The sequence below is a fragment of the Flavobacterium quisquiliarum genome (genome assembly GCF_019308285.1).
Taxonomy (GTDB): Bacteria; Bacteroidota; Bacteroidia; order Flavobacteriales; family Flavobacteriaceae; genus Flavobacterium; species Flavobacterium quisquiliarum.
The window spans coordinates 17,767-35,979 of sequence record NZ_WWEM01000032.1; the positions used below are offsets into that span (position 1 = coordinate 17,767).

At 32.4% G+C, this 18,213-nt stretch carries 17 protein-coding genes; 3 read left to right on the top strand and 14 right to left on the bottom strand.

All coding sequences use genetic code 11. The features are described from left to right. Positions 1–22: 22 nt before the first annotated feature. The 11 genes from GSY47_RS15120 to GSY47_RS15170 all read right to left on the bottom strand — a co-directional run bounded on the left by GSY47_RS15120 (position 23) and on the right by GSY47_RS15170 (position 10,642). Positions 23–706 carry an acyltransferase gene (locus tag GSY47_RS15120; RefSeq protein ID WP_219071452.1) on the bottom strand — a complete coding sequence of 228 codons (684 nt, stop codon included), beginning with the start codon at positions 704–706 and terminating at the stop codon, positions 23–25. Next, complete coding sequence (locus GSY47_RS15125) at positions 703–1,842, bottom strand: glycosyltransferase family 4 protein (protein ID WP_179002431.1); 1,140 nt, start codon at positions 1,840–1,842, stop codon at positions 703–705. Before GSY47_RS15125 ends, GSY47_RS15120 begins: the two co-directional genes overlap by 4 nt. Continuing rightward, positions 1,839–3,116 (bottom strand): glycosyltransferase, encoded by a 1,278-nt coding sequence (locus GSY47_RS15130; RefSeq protein ID WP_179002432.1) that lies wholly within the window; start codon positions 3,114–3,116, stop codon positions 1,839–1,841. The genes GSY47_RS15125 and GSY47_RS15130 overlap by 4 nt, the downstream gene beginning before the upstream one ends. Before the next feature lie 4 nt (positions 3,117–3,120). Continuing rightward, a complete protein-coding gene (locus GSY47_RS15135) occupies positions 3,121–4,608 on the bottom strand; it encodes a hypothetical protein (RefSeq protein ID WP_179002433.1) in 1,488 nt (495 codons plus the stop codon). Positions 4,609–4,610: 2 nt separating this feature from the next. Further along, entirely contained in the window at positions 4,611–5,741 is a 1,131-nt protein-coding gene (locus GSY47_RS15140) for a glycosyltransferase (protein ID WP_179002434.1), read from the bottom strand. Positions 5,742–5,755: 14 nt separating this feature from the next. Then, a complete protein-coding gene (locus GSY47_RS15145; protein ID WP_179002435.1) occupies positions 5,756–6,487 on the bottom strand; it encodes a sensor histidine kinase in 732 nt (243 codons plus the stop codon). Positions 6,488–6,528: 41 nt separating this feature from the next. Continuing rightward, entirely contained in the window at positions 6,529–6,906 is a 378-nt protein-coding gene (locus tag GSY47_RS15150) for a hypothetical protein (protein WP_179002436.1), read from the bottom strand. 169 nt (positions 6,907–7,075) lie between these two features. Continuing rightward, entirely contained in the window at positions 7,076–8,032 is a 957-nt protein-coding gene (locus GSY47_RS15155) for a GDP-L-fucose synthase family protein (RefSeq protein ID WP_317197932.1), read from the bottom strand. A 7-nt stretch (positions 8,033–8,039) separates the two neighbouring features. After that, positions 8,040–9,164: a GDP-mannose 4,6-dehydratase gene (gene gmd, locus GSY47_RS15160; RefSeq protein WP_179002438.1), complete on the bottom strand. Its 1,125-nt coding sequence runs from the start codon at positions 9,162–9,164 to the stop codon at positions 8,040–8,042. A gap of 48 nt (positions 9,165–9,212) precedes the next feature. Next, on the bottom strand, positions 9,213–10,217 hold the full coding sequence (locus tag GSY47_RS15165; protein ID WP_179002439.1) for a mannose-1-phosphate guanylyltransferase: 1,005 nt from the start codon (positions 10,215–10,217) through the stop codon (positions 9,213–9,215). Then, positions 10,214–10,642: an adenylyltransferase/cytidyltransferase family protein gene (locus GSY47_RS15170; protein WP_179002440.1), complete on the bottom strand. Its 429-nt coding sequence runs from the start codon at positions 10,640–10,642 to the stop codon at positions 10,214–10,216. The genes GSY47_RS15165 and GSY47_RS15170 overlap by 4 nt, the downstream gene beginning before the upstream one ends. A 544-nt stretch (positions 10,643–11,186) precedes the next feature. Here GSY47_RS15170 and GSY47_RS15175 point away from each other — a divergent pair. Then, positions 11,187–12,578 (top strand): UDP-glucose 6-dehydrogenase, encoded by a 1,392-nt coding sequence (locus tag GSY47_RS15175; protein ID WP_179002441.1) that lies wholly within the window; start codon positions 11,187–11,189, stop codon positions 12,576–12,578. Between the two features lie 117 nt (positions 12,579–12,695). Here GSY47_RS15175 and GSY47_RS15180 read toward each other — a convergent pair whose 3' ends face one another. From GSY47_RS15180 to GSY47_RS15190, 3 genes are all read right to left on the bottom strand, one after another. Beyond that, entirely contained in the window at positions 12,696–13,040 is a 345-nt protein-coding gene (locus GSY47_RS15180; RefSeq protein WP_179002442.1) for a helix-turn-helix domain-containing protein, read from the bottom strand. Positions 13,041–13,273: 233 nt separating this feature from the next. Continuing rightward, positions 13,274–13,708, bottom strand: coding sequence for a response regulator (locus GSY47_RS15185; protein WP_219071453.1), 435 nt, complete (start codon positions 13,706–13,708; stop codon positions 13,274–13,276). After that, positions 13,695–15,707 carry a sensor histidine kinase gene (locus tag GSY47_RS15190; RefSeq protein ID WP_179002444.1) on the bottom strand — a complete coding sequence of 671 codons (2,013 nt, stop codon included), beginning with the start codon at positions 15,705–15,707 and terminating at the stop codon, positions 13,695–13,697. Before GSY47_RS15190 ends, GSY47_RS15185 begins: the two co-directional genes overlap by 14 nt. 116 nt (positions 15,708–15,823) lie before the next feature. Between GSY47_RS15190 and GSY47_RS15195 the strand changes: the two genes are divergently transcribed. Further along, positions 15,824–16,594, top strand: coding sequence for a response regulator transcription factor (locus tag GSY47_RS15195; protein ID WP_179002445.1), 771 nt, complete (start codon positions 15,824–15,826; stop codon positions 16,592–16,594). A gap of 691 nt (positions 16,595–17,285) precedes the next feature. Further along, positions 17,286–17,642: a response regulator transcription factor gene (locus GSY47_RS15200; protein ID WP_179002446.1), complete on the top strand. Its 357-nt coding sequence runs from the start codon at positions 17,286–17,288 to the stop codon at positions 17,640–17,642. Positions 17,643–18,213: the final 571 nt, after the last annotated feature.

An 18,213-nucleotide genomic window follows, 5' to 3' on the forward strand; every position in this document is an offset into this window, starting at 1 on the left:
GAAATTATTGTTTTTTATAAGATTACTTCTCCCAACGAACATTCTTCTTAACCATTACTGCTGGTATGCCACCAATAATTATGTTAGGCTCCGAAAATGATTTTGTTACAATTGACCCTAAGGCCACTATACTGTTGTCTAGAATTGTCGCCCCTTTAAGAACAGTGGCATAACTTCCTATCCAGACTTTGCTTCCTATCGAAATTGGTCTGTTGGTATTGATGATGCTGTTATCCTGATCAAAAATGTGGTGTCCATCGCCATCCCGAATATGGATGTTCCAGCCTGCCAGTACATTATCTCCAAAAGTTATAGTGGTATTGGTGGCACAGAAGAAATTCTGGTTTGCTGTAAAGTTTTTTCCAAAAACGATCTGTCCACCCTCATCCGCTCTTAATGATACTCCTCTTGCAAAATGAGCGCTGCCTACAAAAGCAACTTTACATTCTTTTTTAATAGTCCAGTAGCTAAAGCGATTGCACTCATTTCCAACCGCGCCTTCTCCCCAGCCTATTTTAATCATTCCAAATCTTGGGGTTTCATTTAATACAACTGTATTCCTATGTAGTGAACAAAACTTGGTTCTATAGTCTACCAAAATGGGAAGTTTAACAGCTATTTTAGGTTCAAACAAACAGAAATTAAAATAGATCGTTTTAGGCAGGCTGAAGCTTAATCGTGCTGTTTTTTTTAACAAATGAATCATGTCTGTTGCTTTAATATGGTATTACATAATTTTACTAATTCTTCGCCTGAATGCGTCCAACTGTATTTTTTGGCATTTTCATAACCCGACTCAATCAGCTTTTTTCGAAAATCGGCATCTACTATAATTCGCTCTAAAGCATCTGTAGTTTCCTCAATTTCAAATGGATCTACTAGTACTGCAGCATCACCGGCAACTTCTGGCATAGACGAAACGTTAGAAGTAATAACAGGAGTTCCTGCAGCCATGGCTTCTATAATGGGCAGACCAAAACCTTCATAAGACGATATAAACGCCATTGCCAAAGCCAATTTATAAACCGCCGGCTTGTCTTCTTCATCGATATAAGGTGTAAAGAAAACCTGCTCTTCTATGTTAAGATTAGCTGTCAGCTTTTTCAAATCTTCATTCCCCTGAGTAATCACTAAACTGACTTCTGCTCTTATATCTTCAGAAAGCAAAGCATAAGCACGAATCAAATTATCTACATTTTTATGTCTGCGTATTCCTCCTAGATACACCACAAACTTATTGGGCAGTTGATATTTTTCTTTGACTTTTGTTAAGTGCTCTTGTTCTATTTCATTGTTATACAACTCAAAATCAACCCCATTAGGAATGACAAAAATTTTATTTTTGTTGTATAAAAACTCTTCCAAAATGTCTTTTTTAGAAGCCTCAGATATTGTTATCAAATAATCAGAATGGCGGATTGCATAATCAATATCATTTCTGTAATCTGTCTGTATTTTATCGTTTTCTGTGGCAACTCTTAAGGGAATTAAATCATGAATTGTAGTGATTACAATACCGCTGTAATTGACTCTTGGGATTTTATAAGTCAGGAACAAATTAATATCTGACTCGCCACGCATCATATTGTGGTAATAAAAAGGCAGTGCTTTTTTTATTAATCTCGAATACACAACTTTAGCGGGAACTGATGAATATTTTACAGGGAAGGAGAATCTTTCTAATTCCTTTTTTTTGACTCCTCTCACAAAATTAAAACTGCCGAAAATTTTATATAATTTACTTTTTTCTAATTCGGCTATTAATTTATTGGCAAACAGAGCAATTCCAGAACCTTGATTGTTTACAGGCTGCAGATTTATATTTATGGTATTTCTTTTCATTGTACAGAATTCACTTTAAGCTGCTGATAAAATTTTTGATAATTGGCCTCTGCATTACATCTTTCTTCCCAAATTCTTCTAGACTGTCTGCACATTTCGTTGAATTCTTCTGCTTCTAATAAAGCTATTTTGGTCAGTACCTGAACCAGTTCTTCGTTAGTAAAATCTTTATCGAGTAAAAAACCATTAACTCCATTTTCAACAATCTCTGCCGTTCCCCCAACATTGGTAGCGATTATAATTTTTCCAAAAGACATCGCTTCCATGATAGAAACAGGAACACCTTCATTTTCGCTTACGTTGATAAAAACATCATAGGTTTTACTGGCATATTCCGCAAGTACTTTTTCATTACTGTAAGCGCCCATCAATTTTACAGCTACTGAAGGATTATTGATCTGAGCTGCCATTTTACTTATCTTTTCAAATTCTTCTCCGTCGCCATAATGCACCCATTCTATCTTTACAAAAATCTTTGAAACTGCTTCCAAAATAGCGGATACTCTTTTAACAGGACGCATCCAGGAACAGGAAACAAGATGAAGTGTTTCGCTCTTTGGAAAAATCTTGATGCCTTTATCTAAAGAACCTAATCTTGACAATTTTAATTTATCGCTGTATTGTGGAAACTCTTTATTTAAATAGGATACACCATCTTTTGAAATCGAATGTATTTCATCCATCTCAGACAAAATGTATTCTCTCATAGGCAGATAACGGCCTGCATCAGCATATTCGTAGAGGTCAAATCGATGACAGCGCGTGATTTTTTTTTCAAAATGGATTGTCTTTTGAAACTTCTTTTTTAATGAAATAATTACAAAAGCAGTAATGTACATCCAGTAAGAATATAATACTACATCACAATTTTGGTACTTTTCCTTAACAACTTTTTCCAAATCATTTAAAGCATTGTGCGCGATAAATAAAAAGATAAAGAGCTGCTTAATATTTCTTAATGTCAGTCTATTTGTCTGTATCAAAAGCCATAATTCTTTATAAAATTTTGAATTAGTGCAAGTCAAAAAAAGGAGTTTTACTATTCTTGATTTGCTTTTATAAGAAAGAGCACTGTTGTAAAATGTTACGGACTGTTTGGGTTTCTTATAAATAATATCCTCAAACGTCTTAGCTCCATAAACTAAAATCGGAAAACATACTATTTCGTCAAAACCAGTCGCGTATTCTAATTCATTGGATAAAAAATCTTCTGATTTCCCATAAGGAAACTGTGTATTGACTACTATGAGTACTCTTTTTTTACTATTTTTCATTTTTTTAGACAATAGACCCAGCTGTCCAGTTATAATTTAGATTCTCTACATGAGCCTCTGCTCTCCTATATTTGTTTCGTTTTAAAACTCCGATTCGATTTACCCACAAGACAAGCCAATAAAAAAGGATGTATTTACTCCAGCAGAAAATAATGGTCTGCAGACAATAACAATGAACTAATCCCATAAGAATGGACATCCAGATGTACATGTATTTATAGTACAAATCTTGAACGACTTTAGATGCTGCTTCCATTCTTACTAAAAGCATAATCATAATATAATTCCCTAAAATCAGCACCGGCCAGCCCAGCAGATTGCCTCCTATAATTAAAAAGCCTCCGGAAAGCGAGAGCATCTGTCCCCTGTCATCTCTTTGTTTTAATGAATCTTTAAAAACATCCGAAGAAGAACGCAGCTCTTTCAAACTATTGGACAAAGTCTTAAATCCTGGTAAATCTGATAAACCTGAAAGTCCATCTGAAAAATCTTTAATCAAAGCCTCATTTGACTTTGCAGTGCTGATGCCTATCGAAGCTTGATAAGAACGTGCAACAGTCCATAAACCATTGGCATACTCTTCAATAAAATTGGAAACTACCACGCTGGAATCGCCACTTTCTAAAGTACCTGCATTATCTTCTGCAAATTGTTTATTTGCATAAGACAAAACCATAATAACAATGGCAAACGGAAGTAATATTGCCAAAATCTTTGTTTTTAACTGCGGATAACTTACAATCAAAATGGTAATTGTAGCAATCGCTGTTTCGTATATCAGCGAACGGTTGCTTCCAAAATAAGATATAAAATTAAAAATGGCCGCAATAACACCTAAACCAAAATACAACTGAAAACCAGCTTTGTTTCTCGCATATTTTTTTGCCTCAGCAAGCAATAGAATGAAAATAAAGATTTTTATACTATTAAAAATCGTAGCATCAAATACAACTGCAACTTTAGAAACTGATTCTTTTAATGCTAATATATTCAGTCCCGGCATCCACGAATTAAAACGGACTAAAAGGAATAAGAAATAAACAAGCAGCACTCGTTTTCCATAAGAATTTAGCGGTAGCTGTGTATGTGAAATATCTTTCTTCCGATATTTTTTTATGTAAATAGGAAACCATTTTTTTATAGCAATACAGGCAATAAATAATTCAATTCCATAAATAAGTACTGCCATATCATACGAAGCAGCTTTGGCTTCAGGCATCCTAAAATTCAATTTTCCTTCAGAAAGCGTAATTAGAAAAGGCTGAATAAGATATCGAACAACAACAATGCTGTAATAAATTTTAAGTCCTATTCCCTGCTTATGATACCGAAGTATTGTACTGCCGTAAATGGATATGCATACGGTAAAAAACAAAGGAATTAAGAACAGTAATTCTAGACCTTTTCTTGCAATTGGCTGGTTATAGATATAATAACTTTCTATTATACCCAGCAGCGCTAATCCAATTGTAATATAATTATGATTTTTCAAACTTAAACTGCTGCATTAAAATACTCAACAACACCTTGAAGCGTAACAGACATATCACATCTTTTTTGAGAGGCTGATCTGATTTCTTCCGAAATATTACGATCTGTATTCTGGTAAATTTTTTTGTAAAATTCTATAAGTCCGTAAATGTTAACAGGACTTTCATCAGGACTTATCTGATGTACATATTTTTCATTGTCTTGAATTGAAAAAGCATCCACAACATAAGAAGAAATCATAGGCAGTCCTTTAGCGGCATATTCCTTTGATTTTATTGTACTTTCTGTCTCTAAACCAATTCGGTGTATTGCAATTGAATTTACAGCAAGATCTGCCTTTTCATAAAGAGCATCTAAATCACTTCCGCTTTTGAAACCATGAAATAAAACATGTTTTTCAATGCCGTATTTCGCCACTAATTCTTGATACTTTTTGATTTCATCTCCTTCTCCAACTAAATGGTAGACAATATTAATATCGCCTCCAAGCTGGTAATACTCCTTTAATCCTTCTATTAACCTGTCGTAACCATGACAACTCATGGTAAGAGATACCGAAATTAAATGTATTTCATTGGCATTGTAAATTCTCTTTTCCACTGGAATAACATTTTCATAAATAACTCCATTCATGGTATTTATGGTTTTTATACCGAAAATCTTATGATCATTTGAATACGTTACAATTCGACCAACATAAAGTCTCAGCAAAAAATTAGAAGAAGCATCCATGAAATAACGCATTGCTCCTCCCTTCCATTTCAGCAGTTCGTGCTTGTAAGGAAACGTAGGGATTTCAATAACAATTTTGCTCTTTTTTTTACTTAAGATTCTCAGGGAATTGAGAAACAAAAAATCACACAAATGGTATCTGGTGTAAATAAAACTGTAATTGTTTACTGAAAGAGTTTTATCAATAAAAGAATACATTTTGAGTCTTCGATTGGTATTTTCTAAAGGAATCGTTTCAAAAAAACTATTATTCAGATAATAAAGACAGTCTGGGCCATAAGAGATTAGCGTGACATTATACGATTTACTAAAAACTTTATATTGATTTAGTATTTTTTTAGACACCCCATTTAATTTTTCAAAATCAATTATCACTGGCGCTATATACAACAACTGTTTCATTCCCTTTTAAAGTATTAATTTTGATTTTTAAAGTTTCTTAATTCTAAAATAAAACAGCTGCCTCTTCCTTGAGCAGACTTCACATTAATAGTACCTTCCAAAGCTTCAACGGTTTGTTTTACGATATGCAATCCTATTCCGTATCCTTCAGAGCTATTGGATTCTCTGAAAAATTTATCAAATACTCTGTCCTGATTGATCTCTGCAATCCCAATCCCATTATCGGATACAGAAATTTTAAGTGTATTTTCGTCTGAATAACCTTCTACAACTATCACTTTATCAACAGCCTCTTTATTATGATATTTTACAGCATTGCCTATCAAGTTTTCCAATACCGTATTTAATCTGAATCTATCTGAAAAAAAGGCTTCTTGTTCGTTAATGTTTACTTGAAAATGAATTCCTAAAGTTTTGATTTCATTAGAAAAAATTTCAGCTGCGTCTGCAACCGTTTTTTCAAGTGGAATTTTTGTGATCTGAAGTTCTGGATAATCGGCTTTTGAATTTTTTAGATTGTTTCGAATCGTCTGGTCTAGATGAACTACGCGGTCTTTTATCATTCGGATATATTCCATTGTGCTTTCTTCCTGAGTTTCTTCTTCTATTAAAGAAACCAGCATTTTTAAAGCATTAACCGGCGAAAGCAGATCATGTGATACTCTGAAAGCAAAACTTTCTAATTTTTTGTTTACGGCTTTCAAATCACTGATGCTGATTCTCTTTCTCTCTTTTAGCTTGTTCATTTCTTCTAATTTTTACCTAAAAAATAAAGCTGTACGCTGTTCTATTTACATATTGACTGTTCATCAACCAAACTAAATTTTTCCTCAAAATGCAGTCTAAGATCATTTCTAAATCCCCTTTTTGTATCCAGACATTCTAACACTTCAATGTTTTGTATGTTTTTAAATTTATTGAGGAACTGAGGGCAATGATTACAGACCAATACTGGAATTCCGTATGAATTAATCCTTAAAAGATCGATCAAATCATTCTCCGAATAAAAAACAAAAACTACTAATGAAAGATCATCTGTCATTTCATGCCCATAAAGAATATCTGCTTTATGCCCGGCAACAAAATTGATATCCTTAAACTCATATTTCAAAAACCTTGAGAAATAATGAAATTTATCATAAACCATTACTCTGTTTGCATCCATAACTTTTAATTGTTAAATTGAATTTATACTAAAATATTCATGCGTATTCAAGTGATTTGAGGCGGTTTAAGAACGGAAAATGATTAGTTTTCACTTTTATTTTAATTCTTTATTTTAAAATGTATTCTCATATTTTATACGGGACAGCTAAACGAAACACATAATTCAATTACAAGCCGATTGAAACTTCTTTTATATTTTCAGCATTGGCCAAAAACCATTCGTATGTTTTTGCAATTCCATCTTTAAGATGAATCTGTTGTTTCCAACCCAATTGCTGCATTTTTGAACTATCCATCAATTTTCGAGGTGTACCATCAGGCATAGAATCATCCCAAGTAATTTTACCTTGATGTCCTACAATGCTTTGAATCGTCAATGCTAATTCTTTGATGCTTAAATCTTGTCCAGATCCAACATTGTATAAATAATCCGGCAGTCTGTTTTCTAAGGCAAATACTACAGCCTTCGCCATATCGTCTGCATGAAGAAACTCTCTCATAGGATTTCCTGTTCCCCAAAGTGTTACTGCTGCATGATTATTTTGCTTAGCTTCATGAAATTTTCTGATCATAGCTGGTAAAACATGTGAGCTTTTCAAATCAAAATTATCGTGAATCCCATACAAATTAGTTGGCATTAGACTTACATAGTCTTTATCAAATTCTTTACGAACAGCCTGACAAGCTTTGATGCCCGAAATTTTTGCCAAGGCATACCATTCATTGGTTGGTTCCAATGCTGCAGTTAATAAATAATCTTCCTGAATAGGCTGTGGTGCCATTTTAGGATAAATACAAGAACTGCCAAGAAAAATAAATTTCTCTATTCCTGACTTTAAAGCAGTATCAATTAAATTATTCTGAATCTGCATATTCTCCATAATAAATTGATAGGGATAATTATTGTTTGCCAGAATCCCTCCCACTTTTGCTGCTGCATCTATAACTGCCTTCGGTTTCTCTTTTTCAAAAAATGCCTGAACCGCCTGCTGGTCACGCAGATCCAACTCACTGCTTGACTGTCCGATTAAATTTTGATATCCTTCGTTTTCCAACGCTCTCCATACTGCAGATCCCACCATACCGCGATGACCTGCAATGTATATTTTGGAAGTTTTATCTATATTCATTTTACTCGTAGTAGTTCATTGTTTGATATCCTGCTTCTTCTAAATGATGATCTTTCTGCATTATTTTTATATCAGACTGCATCATATCATTTACTAAATCCTGTAAATTATATTCGGGCACCCATCCTAATTTAGTATTTGCTTTTGTAGCGTCTCCAATTAGTAATTCCACCTCTGTAGGACGGAAATAACGAGGATTTACCGCTAAGATTTCTTTTCCGATTTCTATTTGAAAATCAGGATTATTACATGCAGCTACGTAAGCTTTTTCATCAACACCGCTACCTTTAAATTCAATTTCCACCCCAACATAAGCAAAACTCATCTTGACAAAATCACGAACTGTTGTAGTTGTTCCTGTAGCAATTACCCAATCTTCTGGTTCATCGGCTTGAAGAATCATCCACATCATACGTACATAATCCTTCGCATGTCCCCAGTCTCTTTGGGCATCTAGATTTCCTAAATAAAATTTTTCCTGTAATCCTAACGCAATACGCGATACTGCACGGGTAATTTTTCTGGTTACAAAAGTTTCCCCGCGAATTGGCGATTCATGATTAAATAGAATTCCGTTGCAGGCATACATACCATAAGCTTCTCTGTAATTCACTGTAATCCAGTACGCATACATTTTTGCCACTGCATAAGGGGAACGAGGATAAAAAGGTGTTTTTTCCGTCTGTGGCACTTCTTGGACTTTTCCATACAATTCAGATGTAGAAGCCTGATAAATACGTGTCTTTTTTTCCAATCCTAATAAACGGACAGCATCTAAAATCCTTAAAGTTCCTAATCCGTCAGCGTTACCAGTGTACTCTGGCACTTCAAAAGATACCTGAACATGGCTCATAGCCGCAAGATTGTAAATCTCATCTGGTTGTATTTCCTGAATCAGACGAATTAAATTGGTGCTGTCAGTCATCTCACCGTAATGAAGTATAAAACGCTGATTGTCTACATGCGGATCCTGGTATAAATGATCGATTCGGTCCGTATTAAATAAAGAAGAGCGTCTTTTAAGTCCGTGAACTATGTAATTTTTTTTAAGTAAAAATTCACTTAAGTAAGCGCCGTCCTGTCCTGTAACTCCGGTTATTAAAGCTATTTTTGGTGTATTGGTCATAATATTTTTGATGTTGTAATAATTTTGTATTTAACTGTAGCTTATACTTTAAAGCAGTGGAGAATTAGCCGCTTCCAATTCTTGATAAACTTGTTTTACCTCTTGCGAATTTTCTTTTTTTACTACCAAAAAAGCATCGGGAGTATGAACTAAAAGGCAGTTTTCTACCCCAATAAAAGAAGTGTGTATGGCTGATCCAATTAGAATATTTCCGTTAGCGTCAGCTTGATGCCCTTTTTTCACTAAATAATCATAAACGGATTCAAACGATCCAAGATCTGACCAGTCAAACTGCGAAGCCACAACTTTTATATTAGAACTACGCTCCATAACAGCATAATCAATACTAATGGAAGGAATCTGCATAGACAAATCATAATCTAAAAATCCTGAATCATTAGCTTCCCAAGCTGTTTTTGCCTTGTTGTAAACTTCTGGTTCCTGTTTTTGAAGTTCCTGCAGAAATACTCCTGCCTTAAAACAAAAAAGACCGCTGTTCCAATAAAAATTACCCTGTTCTAAAAAATCTGAAGCCTTATCTAAACTAGGTTTTTCATGAAAAGCCAATACATGATTTCCTTCAAACTCAATGTAACCATATCCAGTTTCAGGTTTTGATGGCTTGATGCCAAAAGTGACTAGATAATTATTCTCTGCAATTTCGATTGCTTGTTTTAGTGCTGCCAAATACTCTTCTTCTCCATTAATAATATGATCTGAAGGCGTAACAATTAAAACATCCTCTTCTTTAGACTGAAAAGCGGCAAAAGCAATCGCTGCAGCGGTATTTCTCGGCGCAGCCTCAACAATATGCGAATGCTCAAGAGAAAATTTCTCCATCACTTTACAGCTCAATGAATGGTTTTCTACATTGCCAACAATGATTAATCTATCAGCGATGCTTTTATTTCTATCAATTGTCATTTCCAAAAGGGAGCATCCGTCAAACAAATCAAGATACTGTTTTGGTTTTGTTTTACGAGAAAGAGGCCATAACCTGCTACCGACTCCTCCTGTTAATACAACATGAACGATATTAGCTGCTGCAATCATTTATTTCCGTTTAAAAGTTCCAATTGAAAAACTTCTCTGCGAAGACCGCTGCTTGAAAAACGATGATCTCTTGTGTTAAAATAGAACTCTATTCCTTTTTCTTCACAATAAGATCTTCCTGTAAAATCTCTGTCCTTATATTCGTCTCCTAAAAAACGTACATCAATTTGAAAAGACTGTAGAATATCCTTTAAATCCTGCTCTGTTGCATAAGGAACTATTTCATCTACAAATTTGCATCCTTTAAGCTGGATGTAACGTTCTACAACTGACTGACTCGGTTTGTTCTTCTCCGGTCGGTCAAGAGTTGGATCAGTCTGCAGTCCAACAATAAGATAATCACAATTTAATTTTGCTTCTTCCAGCATTTTAATGTGACCTGCATGAAGCAGATCAAAGGCACTAAATGTTATTCCTGTTTTCATAATTGGTTTAGATTAAAATATAGAAAAACTGTTTTTGTATGAACGTAGGTAAAACATGCAGAAAACAATTAAAAAAATAAAATTGAACAAGGGTTCCCCGTAGATAGTTACATTTTAACTACCTAAAAAATATTTTAAATGACAAAATACAGAGTTGATAATTCTTGCAGAAAACACTTGAAAATAGCATTCCAAATCTCATCATTTTCTTCTTGCAAAGAATCAAAAAACTAAAACTCTACAGCAACAAAATTACTACAAACGAAAGGGCAACACAGAAACTGTAAAAGACAATAAAACCAAATTTTGGAACATATAACTCTTTAAAGGAAGCAAAAAAAACACGGCAGAAATTACTTTTATAAGCTTTAAAATGATGCATCGTTATTACCTTGAGAATAAGAAAATCAAACGATTGATTCTTTCATAAATACAGCTGTGAAAGCTATTCATCAAAAAAACTACTCCTTATTAAAAAAATAGCACATTAAATAATCAGGAAAATATCCTTTCAGAATAATTTAAAAATTATAAAACAGATCAAATGGAAATCACTAAAATATGCTGCATTGGAGCCGGATATGTCGGCGGACCTACCATGGCAGTTATAGCACAAAAATGTCCACACCTCAAGATTACGGTAGTCGATTTAAATCAGGAACGAATTGATGCCTGGAATGATGAAAATACAGATAATATCCCAATATTTGAACCTGGCCTAAGTAGTGTTGTCGCGGAAACAAGAGGAAAAAACTTGTTTTTTTCAAATGACGTGGAAAAGGCAATCGAAGAAGCTCAAATTATATTCATCTCTGTAAACACTCCCACAAAAACTTATGGAAAAGGAAAAGGAATGGCGGCAGATTTAAAATACATTGAATTATGTGCCAGACAAATTGCAAAAGTGGCAAAAGACAATAAAATTGTAGTAGAAAAGTCAACACTTCCTGTACGAACTGCTGAAGCTATTAAAAGTATTCTTGACAATACAGGCAATGGTGTCCAATTCCAAATTTTATCTAATCCTGAATTCCTTGCCGAAGGAACTGCCATTTCTGATTTGTTGAATCCCGACCGCATTTTAATTGGAGGAGATCAAACACCTGAAGGGCAAAAAGCCATACAAGCCTTAGTCGATATATATGCAAACTGGGTCCCGCAGGACAAAATATTAACTACAAATGTATGGTCATCAGAATTATCAAAATTGACTGCTAATGCATTTTTAGCACAGCGAATATCATCAATCAATGCTTTATCTGAACTCTGTGAAAAAACAGGAGCCGATATAAACGAAGTGGCTCGGGCTATCGGAATGGATACCAGAATTGGATCAAAATTTCTTAAAGCCTCAGTTGGATTTGGTGGTTCTTGCTTCAAAAAAGACATTTTGAACTTAGTTTACATTGCTAAATCCTATGGACTGAATGAAACGGCAGATTACTGGGAACAGGTAATTATAATGAATGACCATCAGAAAAAAAGATTTGCTGACAAGATTGTAAAAACGCTTTACAACACCGTTGCTGGCAAGAAAATTACTTTTTTAGGCTGGGCCTTTAAAAAAGATACTAATGATACGAGAGAATCTGCAGCCATTTATATAGCAGATGATTTAATAAATGAGCAGGCTGGTATTTGCGTTTACGATCCTAAAGTAAACCAAAAGAAAATTTTAGCTGACTTGGATTATTTAGAAACCAGATCAGCTGCTGAAAATGCAAAAAGTACAAAATCTTTTGAAAATCCTTATGATGCTTGCCAAGGAGCTCATGCTATAGCTGTGCTTACGGAATGGGAAGAATTTGTTGATTATGACTGGCAGAGAATCTATGACGCCATGCAGAAACCTGCTTTTGTTTTTGATGGAAGAAACATACTAAATAAAACAGAAATGCAAAAAATTGGATTTGTTTATCAAGCAATAGGATCTTAAGCCAAATGAATAAAAAAAGAGACTGCTCTATCATGAACAGTCTCTTTCATCTTCCAAATCAATAATAAAAAACCGCCTCATTCTTTCAGCGGTTTTCCTTAAAATTACAACTTAAAGTTATCCGTTATTTCTAACTTTTTTTACCTGAAAATCCAAAAGTCTACTGTTTGGCATCCTAAACGTTTTTACACCGGAATTACTGACACTTCCAGATTGTCCATCAAATTTATCTTCTGCATCATTATTAAAAAAATACGACACGTCAAAAAATAATAAATCAGAAATTGAAATTCCAAAAATATCTGCCAGTTTGGATATTTTAGAAATTGTTATATCAATTTCACCTCTTTCAATTTTACCGTAACCACTATAAGTCATGTCCAATTCACCAGCGACAAAATCTCTGGTAAGATTTTTCATTTCCCTTATGGTTCTGATATTCTGAGAAACAATTTTGTTCATAATTTGATTTAATATATTTAATAATAGTAAAATTCCTCAACCGTTTATTTACAGGAACAAATAAATAAAAACACCATTTCAAAAACTAAAATAGTACGCACTGTTTAAAAAAAAATGGTATAGAATTAAAATAACACCTTTGGATATTATTTCAATAGAAAATTTAAGAATAGTAAGACTCTCTAATTCTACTAATTTGTCCTGAAATAAATTAAATCAAGATGAGTATTTACTTAACTGAGAAAGTCTTTTTTTTTAACGATCTGTAAATTATTTCTCATATTTTGATTTTTTTCAAATCTTTCAAGACCTGCGGCAACTATAAGCGTTAATTCATTTATTTTAAATGGTTTAGTTAAAAATCCATCCGCTCCATCCAGCAGACATTGCTGTATTAAATCAATTTCATTTTTTGCCGATAAAAAAATAAAAGGAATGATACTCCAAGATTTATTGTTTCTAATATTTTCATGCAGTTCAGTCCCATTCATAACTGGCATAACCATATCGCATAGAATTAAATCTGGCATCCAATATTCTAGCATATCCAAAGCTTCCTGCCCATTTGCTACAGTTCTAACATCATAATTTTTAAAGACCAAAAGTTCCTTTATTGTTTCTCTAACATTTGGCTCATCGTCTACAAGTAGAATTTTATTGGTGCTCATAAGGAAATGTCAATTTAATTGTTGTTCCAAAATTTTCTTTGGTTTTTAATTCTACAGTCCCGTTTAAAAATTCCGTAAACTGTTTTACAATAACTAAGCCTAATCCAGAACCAATTATTGAGCTGGTATTAGAAGCTCTGAAAAATGAAGTAAATAAATTTGGAATATCTTTTTTAGGTATTCCCATACCATAATCAATGACCTGGATCTCAATTGTATTTTCTAGGTAACTAATAATTAGCTCTGGATCTGGTTTACCCACTGAGTATTTAAATGCATTATTGATGACATTTGTGAGGATATGGACAATTAGTGACTCATCAGTAAAAAAGATTCTCTTTACTCCTTTCTTTGTTACTTTGATTTTTGCACCGCCATCCTTATTAAAATAGGTCTTTGTAAGTGTTTCAATAAACTCATTAAGATCTATTGGCTGAATTATTTTTTCAATTTTTTTTGCTTCCTGTTTTCCAAAGACTAAAATATTATTCATTAGCTCTGTCATTCTCTCCACCTCATTTTTTATTCTAGAAATAATAACATTGCAATCATTGGAAAGGCCTTTTTCATGATGATTTATCTTTAGCTCTAAAAGTTCAGCATTAGAATAAATAACAGTCAATGGAGTTCTGAATTGATGTGAAGCAATAGAAACAAAATTAGATTTTAATTCATTGAACTTCCTTTCTTTTAAAAAGGCCGCTTTCATTTCTTTATCAGCTTTTATACGTTTAGTTATATCTCTGCTGGAAGTTTGAAATCCTATGATGTTTTTTTCTGAATCCAGCATCACTTTTGTTGCCGTTTCCAGCCAGACATAGGTGCCATCATTTTTCCTAAACCGAAATGTGATGGTTTCAATTTCCTTATTTTTGACAATTGAATAATAATATTTCTTAATATTATCCAAGTCTTTTTGATGAATAAAATCCCAAGGACATTTATTAATCAACTCTTCAAAATTATACCCTATTATATCATTCGACAAACTGGAAACATAAAGTAAATTTCCTTCTTTTGAATGCTGGCAGATTAAGTCTGTGGTATTTTCGGCAATAAACCTAAATTTTGCTTCAGACAATAGCACTTGTTTCTCTTTTTCTACCAGTTCACTAATATCCATATATGTACCTATAACTTTTTTGGGAATTCCATTTTTATTTAGTTTTAGTAAACCCGAGTATCGTGCTGAAATAGAATGTCCATTCTTATGAATAATTTGTATGTTGCCTTCAAAGCGCTCCAATTTTCCGGATACAAATTTTTTAAAATCATTAAAAATCTTGTCATGATCAGCTGCAGAAAAAACTTTTTCCCAGAAATTAGGAATTTCATGTATTTCCTCAGGAGTATATCCTATAATTCCGAACCAATTTAAACTAAAATTTGTTTTTTCAGTTTCAATATCAAACTCCCACATCGCTTGATTTGAACTTGACATAAAAAAATTAAATTTTTCTATCGTTCTCTCTAATTTTGATACAGTTGCAGTCTGGCTAAGACGGATTCCTAAGCTTTTTATAATGGTCTGCAACACCGAGATTTCATCCTCTTCCCAAAACCGTTCATTGGTGCAGTCTTCAAGTCCAATCCAGCCCCAGAATACATTGTCAGAAAAAATTGGCGCAAAAAAATAAGATTTAACACCGCGTATTTCGAAAATCTTTTTTAATAAGTTATTATCAATATCTTTACCTATCCCAAACCTCAATTTATCTCTGGATAAAATAGTATCAAGAGAAAATAAAGCATTTATAAGACTTTTGCTCAGATCAAGATGATGAATATAAGATGTTATACCATTGTTACACCATTCGTAAGCGTAAGCATAATCAAAACCTAACAAATCGCTATTATTTTTATTTTTTAGAATGTAACATCTATCCATGTTGTGTTCTAAACCAATATCTCTAATGCACAAATTTAAAGCGTCATCTATTGTAGAGCATTCCAATAGATGATTATTGATTTTAGAAACATACGACAGTAGTTTTTTCATCTCTTTTTATCAATTTTTCAAATAAGAAACTAAAAGTATTACATTTTATGCTTTATTTTCAAAATAATACTGATAATCTAAAAAATAACCGTAATGATTTAAAATAAATTAAACCAATGACAAAACAAACAACTAAAATAACTATAATTGAAGATGATATAGTACTGGGAACTACCATCTCAGAAATATTAAAATTAAATAATTTTGATGTCCTATATTTCAAAGACAGTGTGGAAGCTCTCTTTTATTTGAATAAAAATATACCTGATATAATCATTTGTGATATGCTGATGCCTAATCTAAATGGAGAGGAACTGTTTTTTAAAATTCGTAAAAACAATAAATTTAATGTAATTCCATTTATTATGATTACTGCCAATATTGACGATGATTTAAAATTTAAGCAACTCAAAAATGGTGTTACTGATTTTATTATAAAGCCCTTTAAAGTTCAAGAATTAATCTATAAAATCAACAATCTAATCTTTCTTAAAAACAACATTGAAAAAAAATTCAGTCCAGATCCTTTTTCTAAAATTACAATTAAACTCTCTGAAAAAGATTTCATTACCTCATTAAACGAAATTTTAATTCAAAAAATGAAGACCAATATTGACATGAATGAGCTTGCCAGAGATTTGGCCATCAGCAAATCAACCCTCGACAAAAGAGTACGGAAATTAACTCATAAAAATGCCAGCCAATATATCAGGGAATTTAGACTCGATTATGCTGTTAAACTAATTCATTCTGGCGAAAGAAATATCAAATACATAGTTGACCAAACCGGATTTAGTTCATTATCTTATTTTTCAACAAGTTTTAAATTATATCTTAATACTACTCCTCGGGATTTCATAAAATCTATAGAAACAGAAAGTGCTTAACAGTTTACTTCTCCATTAAAAAAAAATTAAAAGCAGCCAATTCAAAGCATAAATTGGAACGGTGTATTTTTGCTCCTGTTGCAATTAAAATCTATCAAGCTGATCTTAATAATTCGTTTTTAAATTTCATGATAAGAGAAATTTTAATTTGTATCTTCTCAATTCCACACCAATCTGTATGGAATTACTATAACAAACCTTTTATTAAGATCTATAACGCTGCTTTTAAAATAAAGCATCTTATCGTCTAAAAGACCATTAGAATATTCGGTCTAATCTATTTTTCTCTTCAAAACTTATAAAAATTTAACATTTTGTAGCTATATCACAAAAAAATCAAACAAAATTTGTGATATAATTATTACAATTGAAAAATAATATTTTAACTTTTTCTTTTGTATTTTTAAATTATTACTCTAAGTTTACGTAGCATTTAGGAATAAACCAATATGAATTTTCAGGTATTAGTTTGTTGCTTAATGCAATTAGTTAGTATACCCCTCGTACTCCAATACTTTATAAGCTATATTTAAATTTATTAATACACTAGAAAAAAATATGTATTCTTAATTTATTAAAGGAGTTCTTTTGATTATTTGGATTTTCTATACATCCAAAAGAAGTCGTTCCTCGTATTTAATTCACAAGTCTGCATAGAACTGAAATTACCAAAGAAAAAAATAAAAGGAATATGGCTAAAATATTAATCATTGATGATGAAGAAACATTACGAATTACAATTTGCGAATTGCTTTCTTTTGTTGGACACATTGTTTGTGAAGCAGAAGACGGAAGGGACGGATTAAAGAAAGTAAAAGAATTTGAACCTGATATTATACTTTGCGATATTATGATGCCTAAACTTGATGGCTATGGTTTTATGGAGCAACATATTGAATCTGAATATGCTAGTACGCCTGTTATATTCCTTTCAGCAGAAATAGAGTCGAAAGATAAAGTAATTGGGTTCAGTTTAGGAGTAAAGCAATTTTTAAAAAAGCCATTTGTATTTAGTGAATTAAAAGATCTTATAGAACATAATCTTTAATTTTTCTTTTTTAAATAACCTTTTTACCAATCTTTTTACACGATTGATTTTAGAAAATTCCATCATCATTATCACTGTCTCATCTACAAAAAATATGTTTTTGCTGCTTTCCAATTCCATCTCCTCTTTAGATTTAATCAAAAAGACCTAACAAAACCTTTAAAAGGAAGTAATTTAACGATAAAGAACATCTTACTTCTTTATAGTTCTATAAAAACAAAAAAACATTACCAAATTTGTAACTGTTGATAAACTTTTTTGGGGGAAGTTTATGATTCCTAATTTTATTCTTCTTAGAGTAAATTGAATCATTTATCAATAATCTGAAAGCCGGTTATTACCACCAATAACCGACTAAATAAATATAGAATTCAATTACTGGCTTTTTCGCCAGTAATTGAACTATAAATGTAAATGATTTAGAAGTATTAAATAATCTTTACTATTTCAGAAAATTGATAAAATATAAAATGCTTAAAAACAGTTGCTACAAAATATTCTCCAATTTGTATAAAACTGCAGTAAAAACTAATTAAAATCATTGATGCAGCATATTTATCAGAACGATTTT

Excerpts from the sequence above, each read along its gene's own strand:
- GSY47_RS15120 (WP_219071452.1), bottom strand. The coding sequence starts at position 706 with ATGATTCATTTGTTAAAAAAAACAGCACGATTAAGCTTCAGCCTGCCT.
- GSY47_RS15125 (WP_179002431.1), bottom strand. The coding sequence starts at position 1,842 with ATGAAAAGAAATACCATAAATATAAATCTGCAGCCTGTAAACAATCAA.
- GSY47_RS15130 (WP_179002432.1), bottom strand. The coding sequence starts at position 3,116 with ATGAAAAATAGTAAAAAAAGAGTACTCATAGTAGTCAATACACAGTTT.
- GSY47_RS15140 (WP_179002434.1), bottom strand. The coding sequence starts at position 5,741 with ATGAAACAGTTGTTGTATATAGCGCCAGTGATAATTGATTTTGAAAAA.
- GSY47_RS15145 (WP_179002435.1), bottom strand. The coding sequence starts at position 6,487 with ATGAACAAGCTAAAAGAGAGAAAGAGAATCAGCATCAGTGATTTGAAA.
- GSY47_RS15150 (WP_179002436.1), bottom strand. The coding sequence starts at position 6,906 with ATGGATGCAAACAGAGTAATGGTTTATGATAAATTTCATTATTTCTCA.
- gmd (WP_179002438.1), bottom strand. The coding sequence starts at position 9,164 with ATGACCAATACACCAAAAATAGCTTTAATAACCGGAGTTACAGGACAG.
- GSY47_RS15165 (WP_179002439.1), bottom strand. The coding sequence starts at position 10,217 with ATGATTGCAGCAGCTAATATCGTTCATGTTGTATTAACAGGAGGAGTC.
- GSY47_RS15170 (WP_179002440.1), bottom strand. The coding sequence starts at position 10,642 with ATGAAAACAGGAATAACATTTAGTGCCTTTGATCTGCTTCATGCAGGT.
- GSY47_RS15175 (WP_179002441.1), top strand. The coding sequence starts at position 11,187 with ATGGAAATCACTAAAATATGCTGCATTGGAGCCGGATATGTCGGCGGA.
- GSY47_RS15180 (WP_179002442.1), bottom strand. The coding sequence starts at position 13,040 with ATGAACAAAATTGTTTCTCAGAATATCAGAACCATAAGGGAAATGAAA.
- GSY47_RS15185 (WP_219071453.1), bottom strand. The coding sequence starts at position 13,708 with ATGAGCACCAATAAAATTCTACTTGTAGACGATGAGCCAAATGTTAGA.
- GSY47_RS15190 (WP_179002444.1), bottom strand. The coding sequence starts at position 15,707 with ATGAAAAAACTACTGTCGTATGTTTCTAAAATCAATAATCATCTATTG.
- GSY47_RS15195 (WP_179002445.1), top strand. The coding sequence starts at position 15,824 with ATGACAAAACAAACAACTAAAATAACTATAATTGAAGATGATATAGTA.
- GSY47_RS15200 (WP_179002446.1), top strand. The coding sequence starts at position 17,286 with ATGGCTAAAATATTAATCATTGATGATGAAGAAACATTACGAATTACA.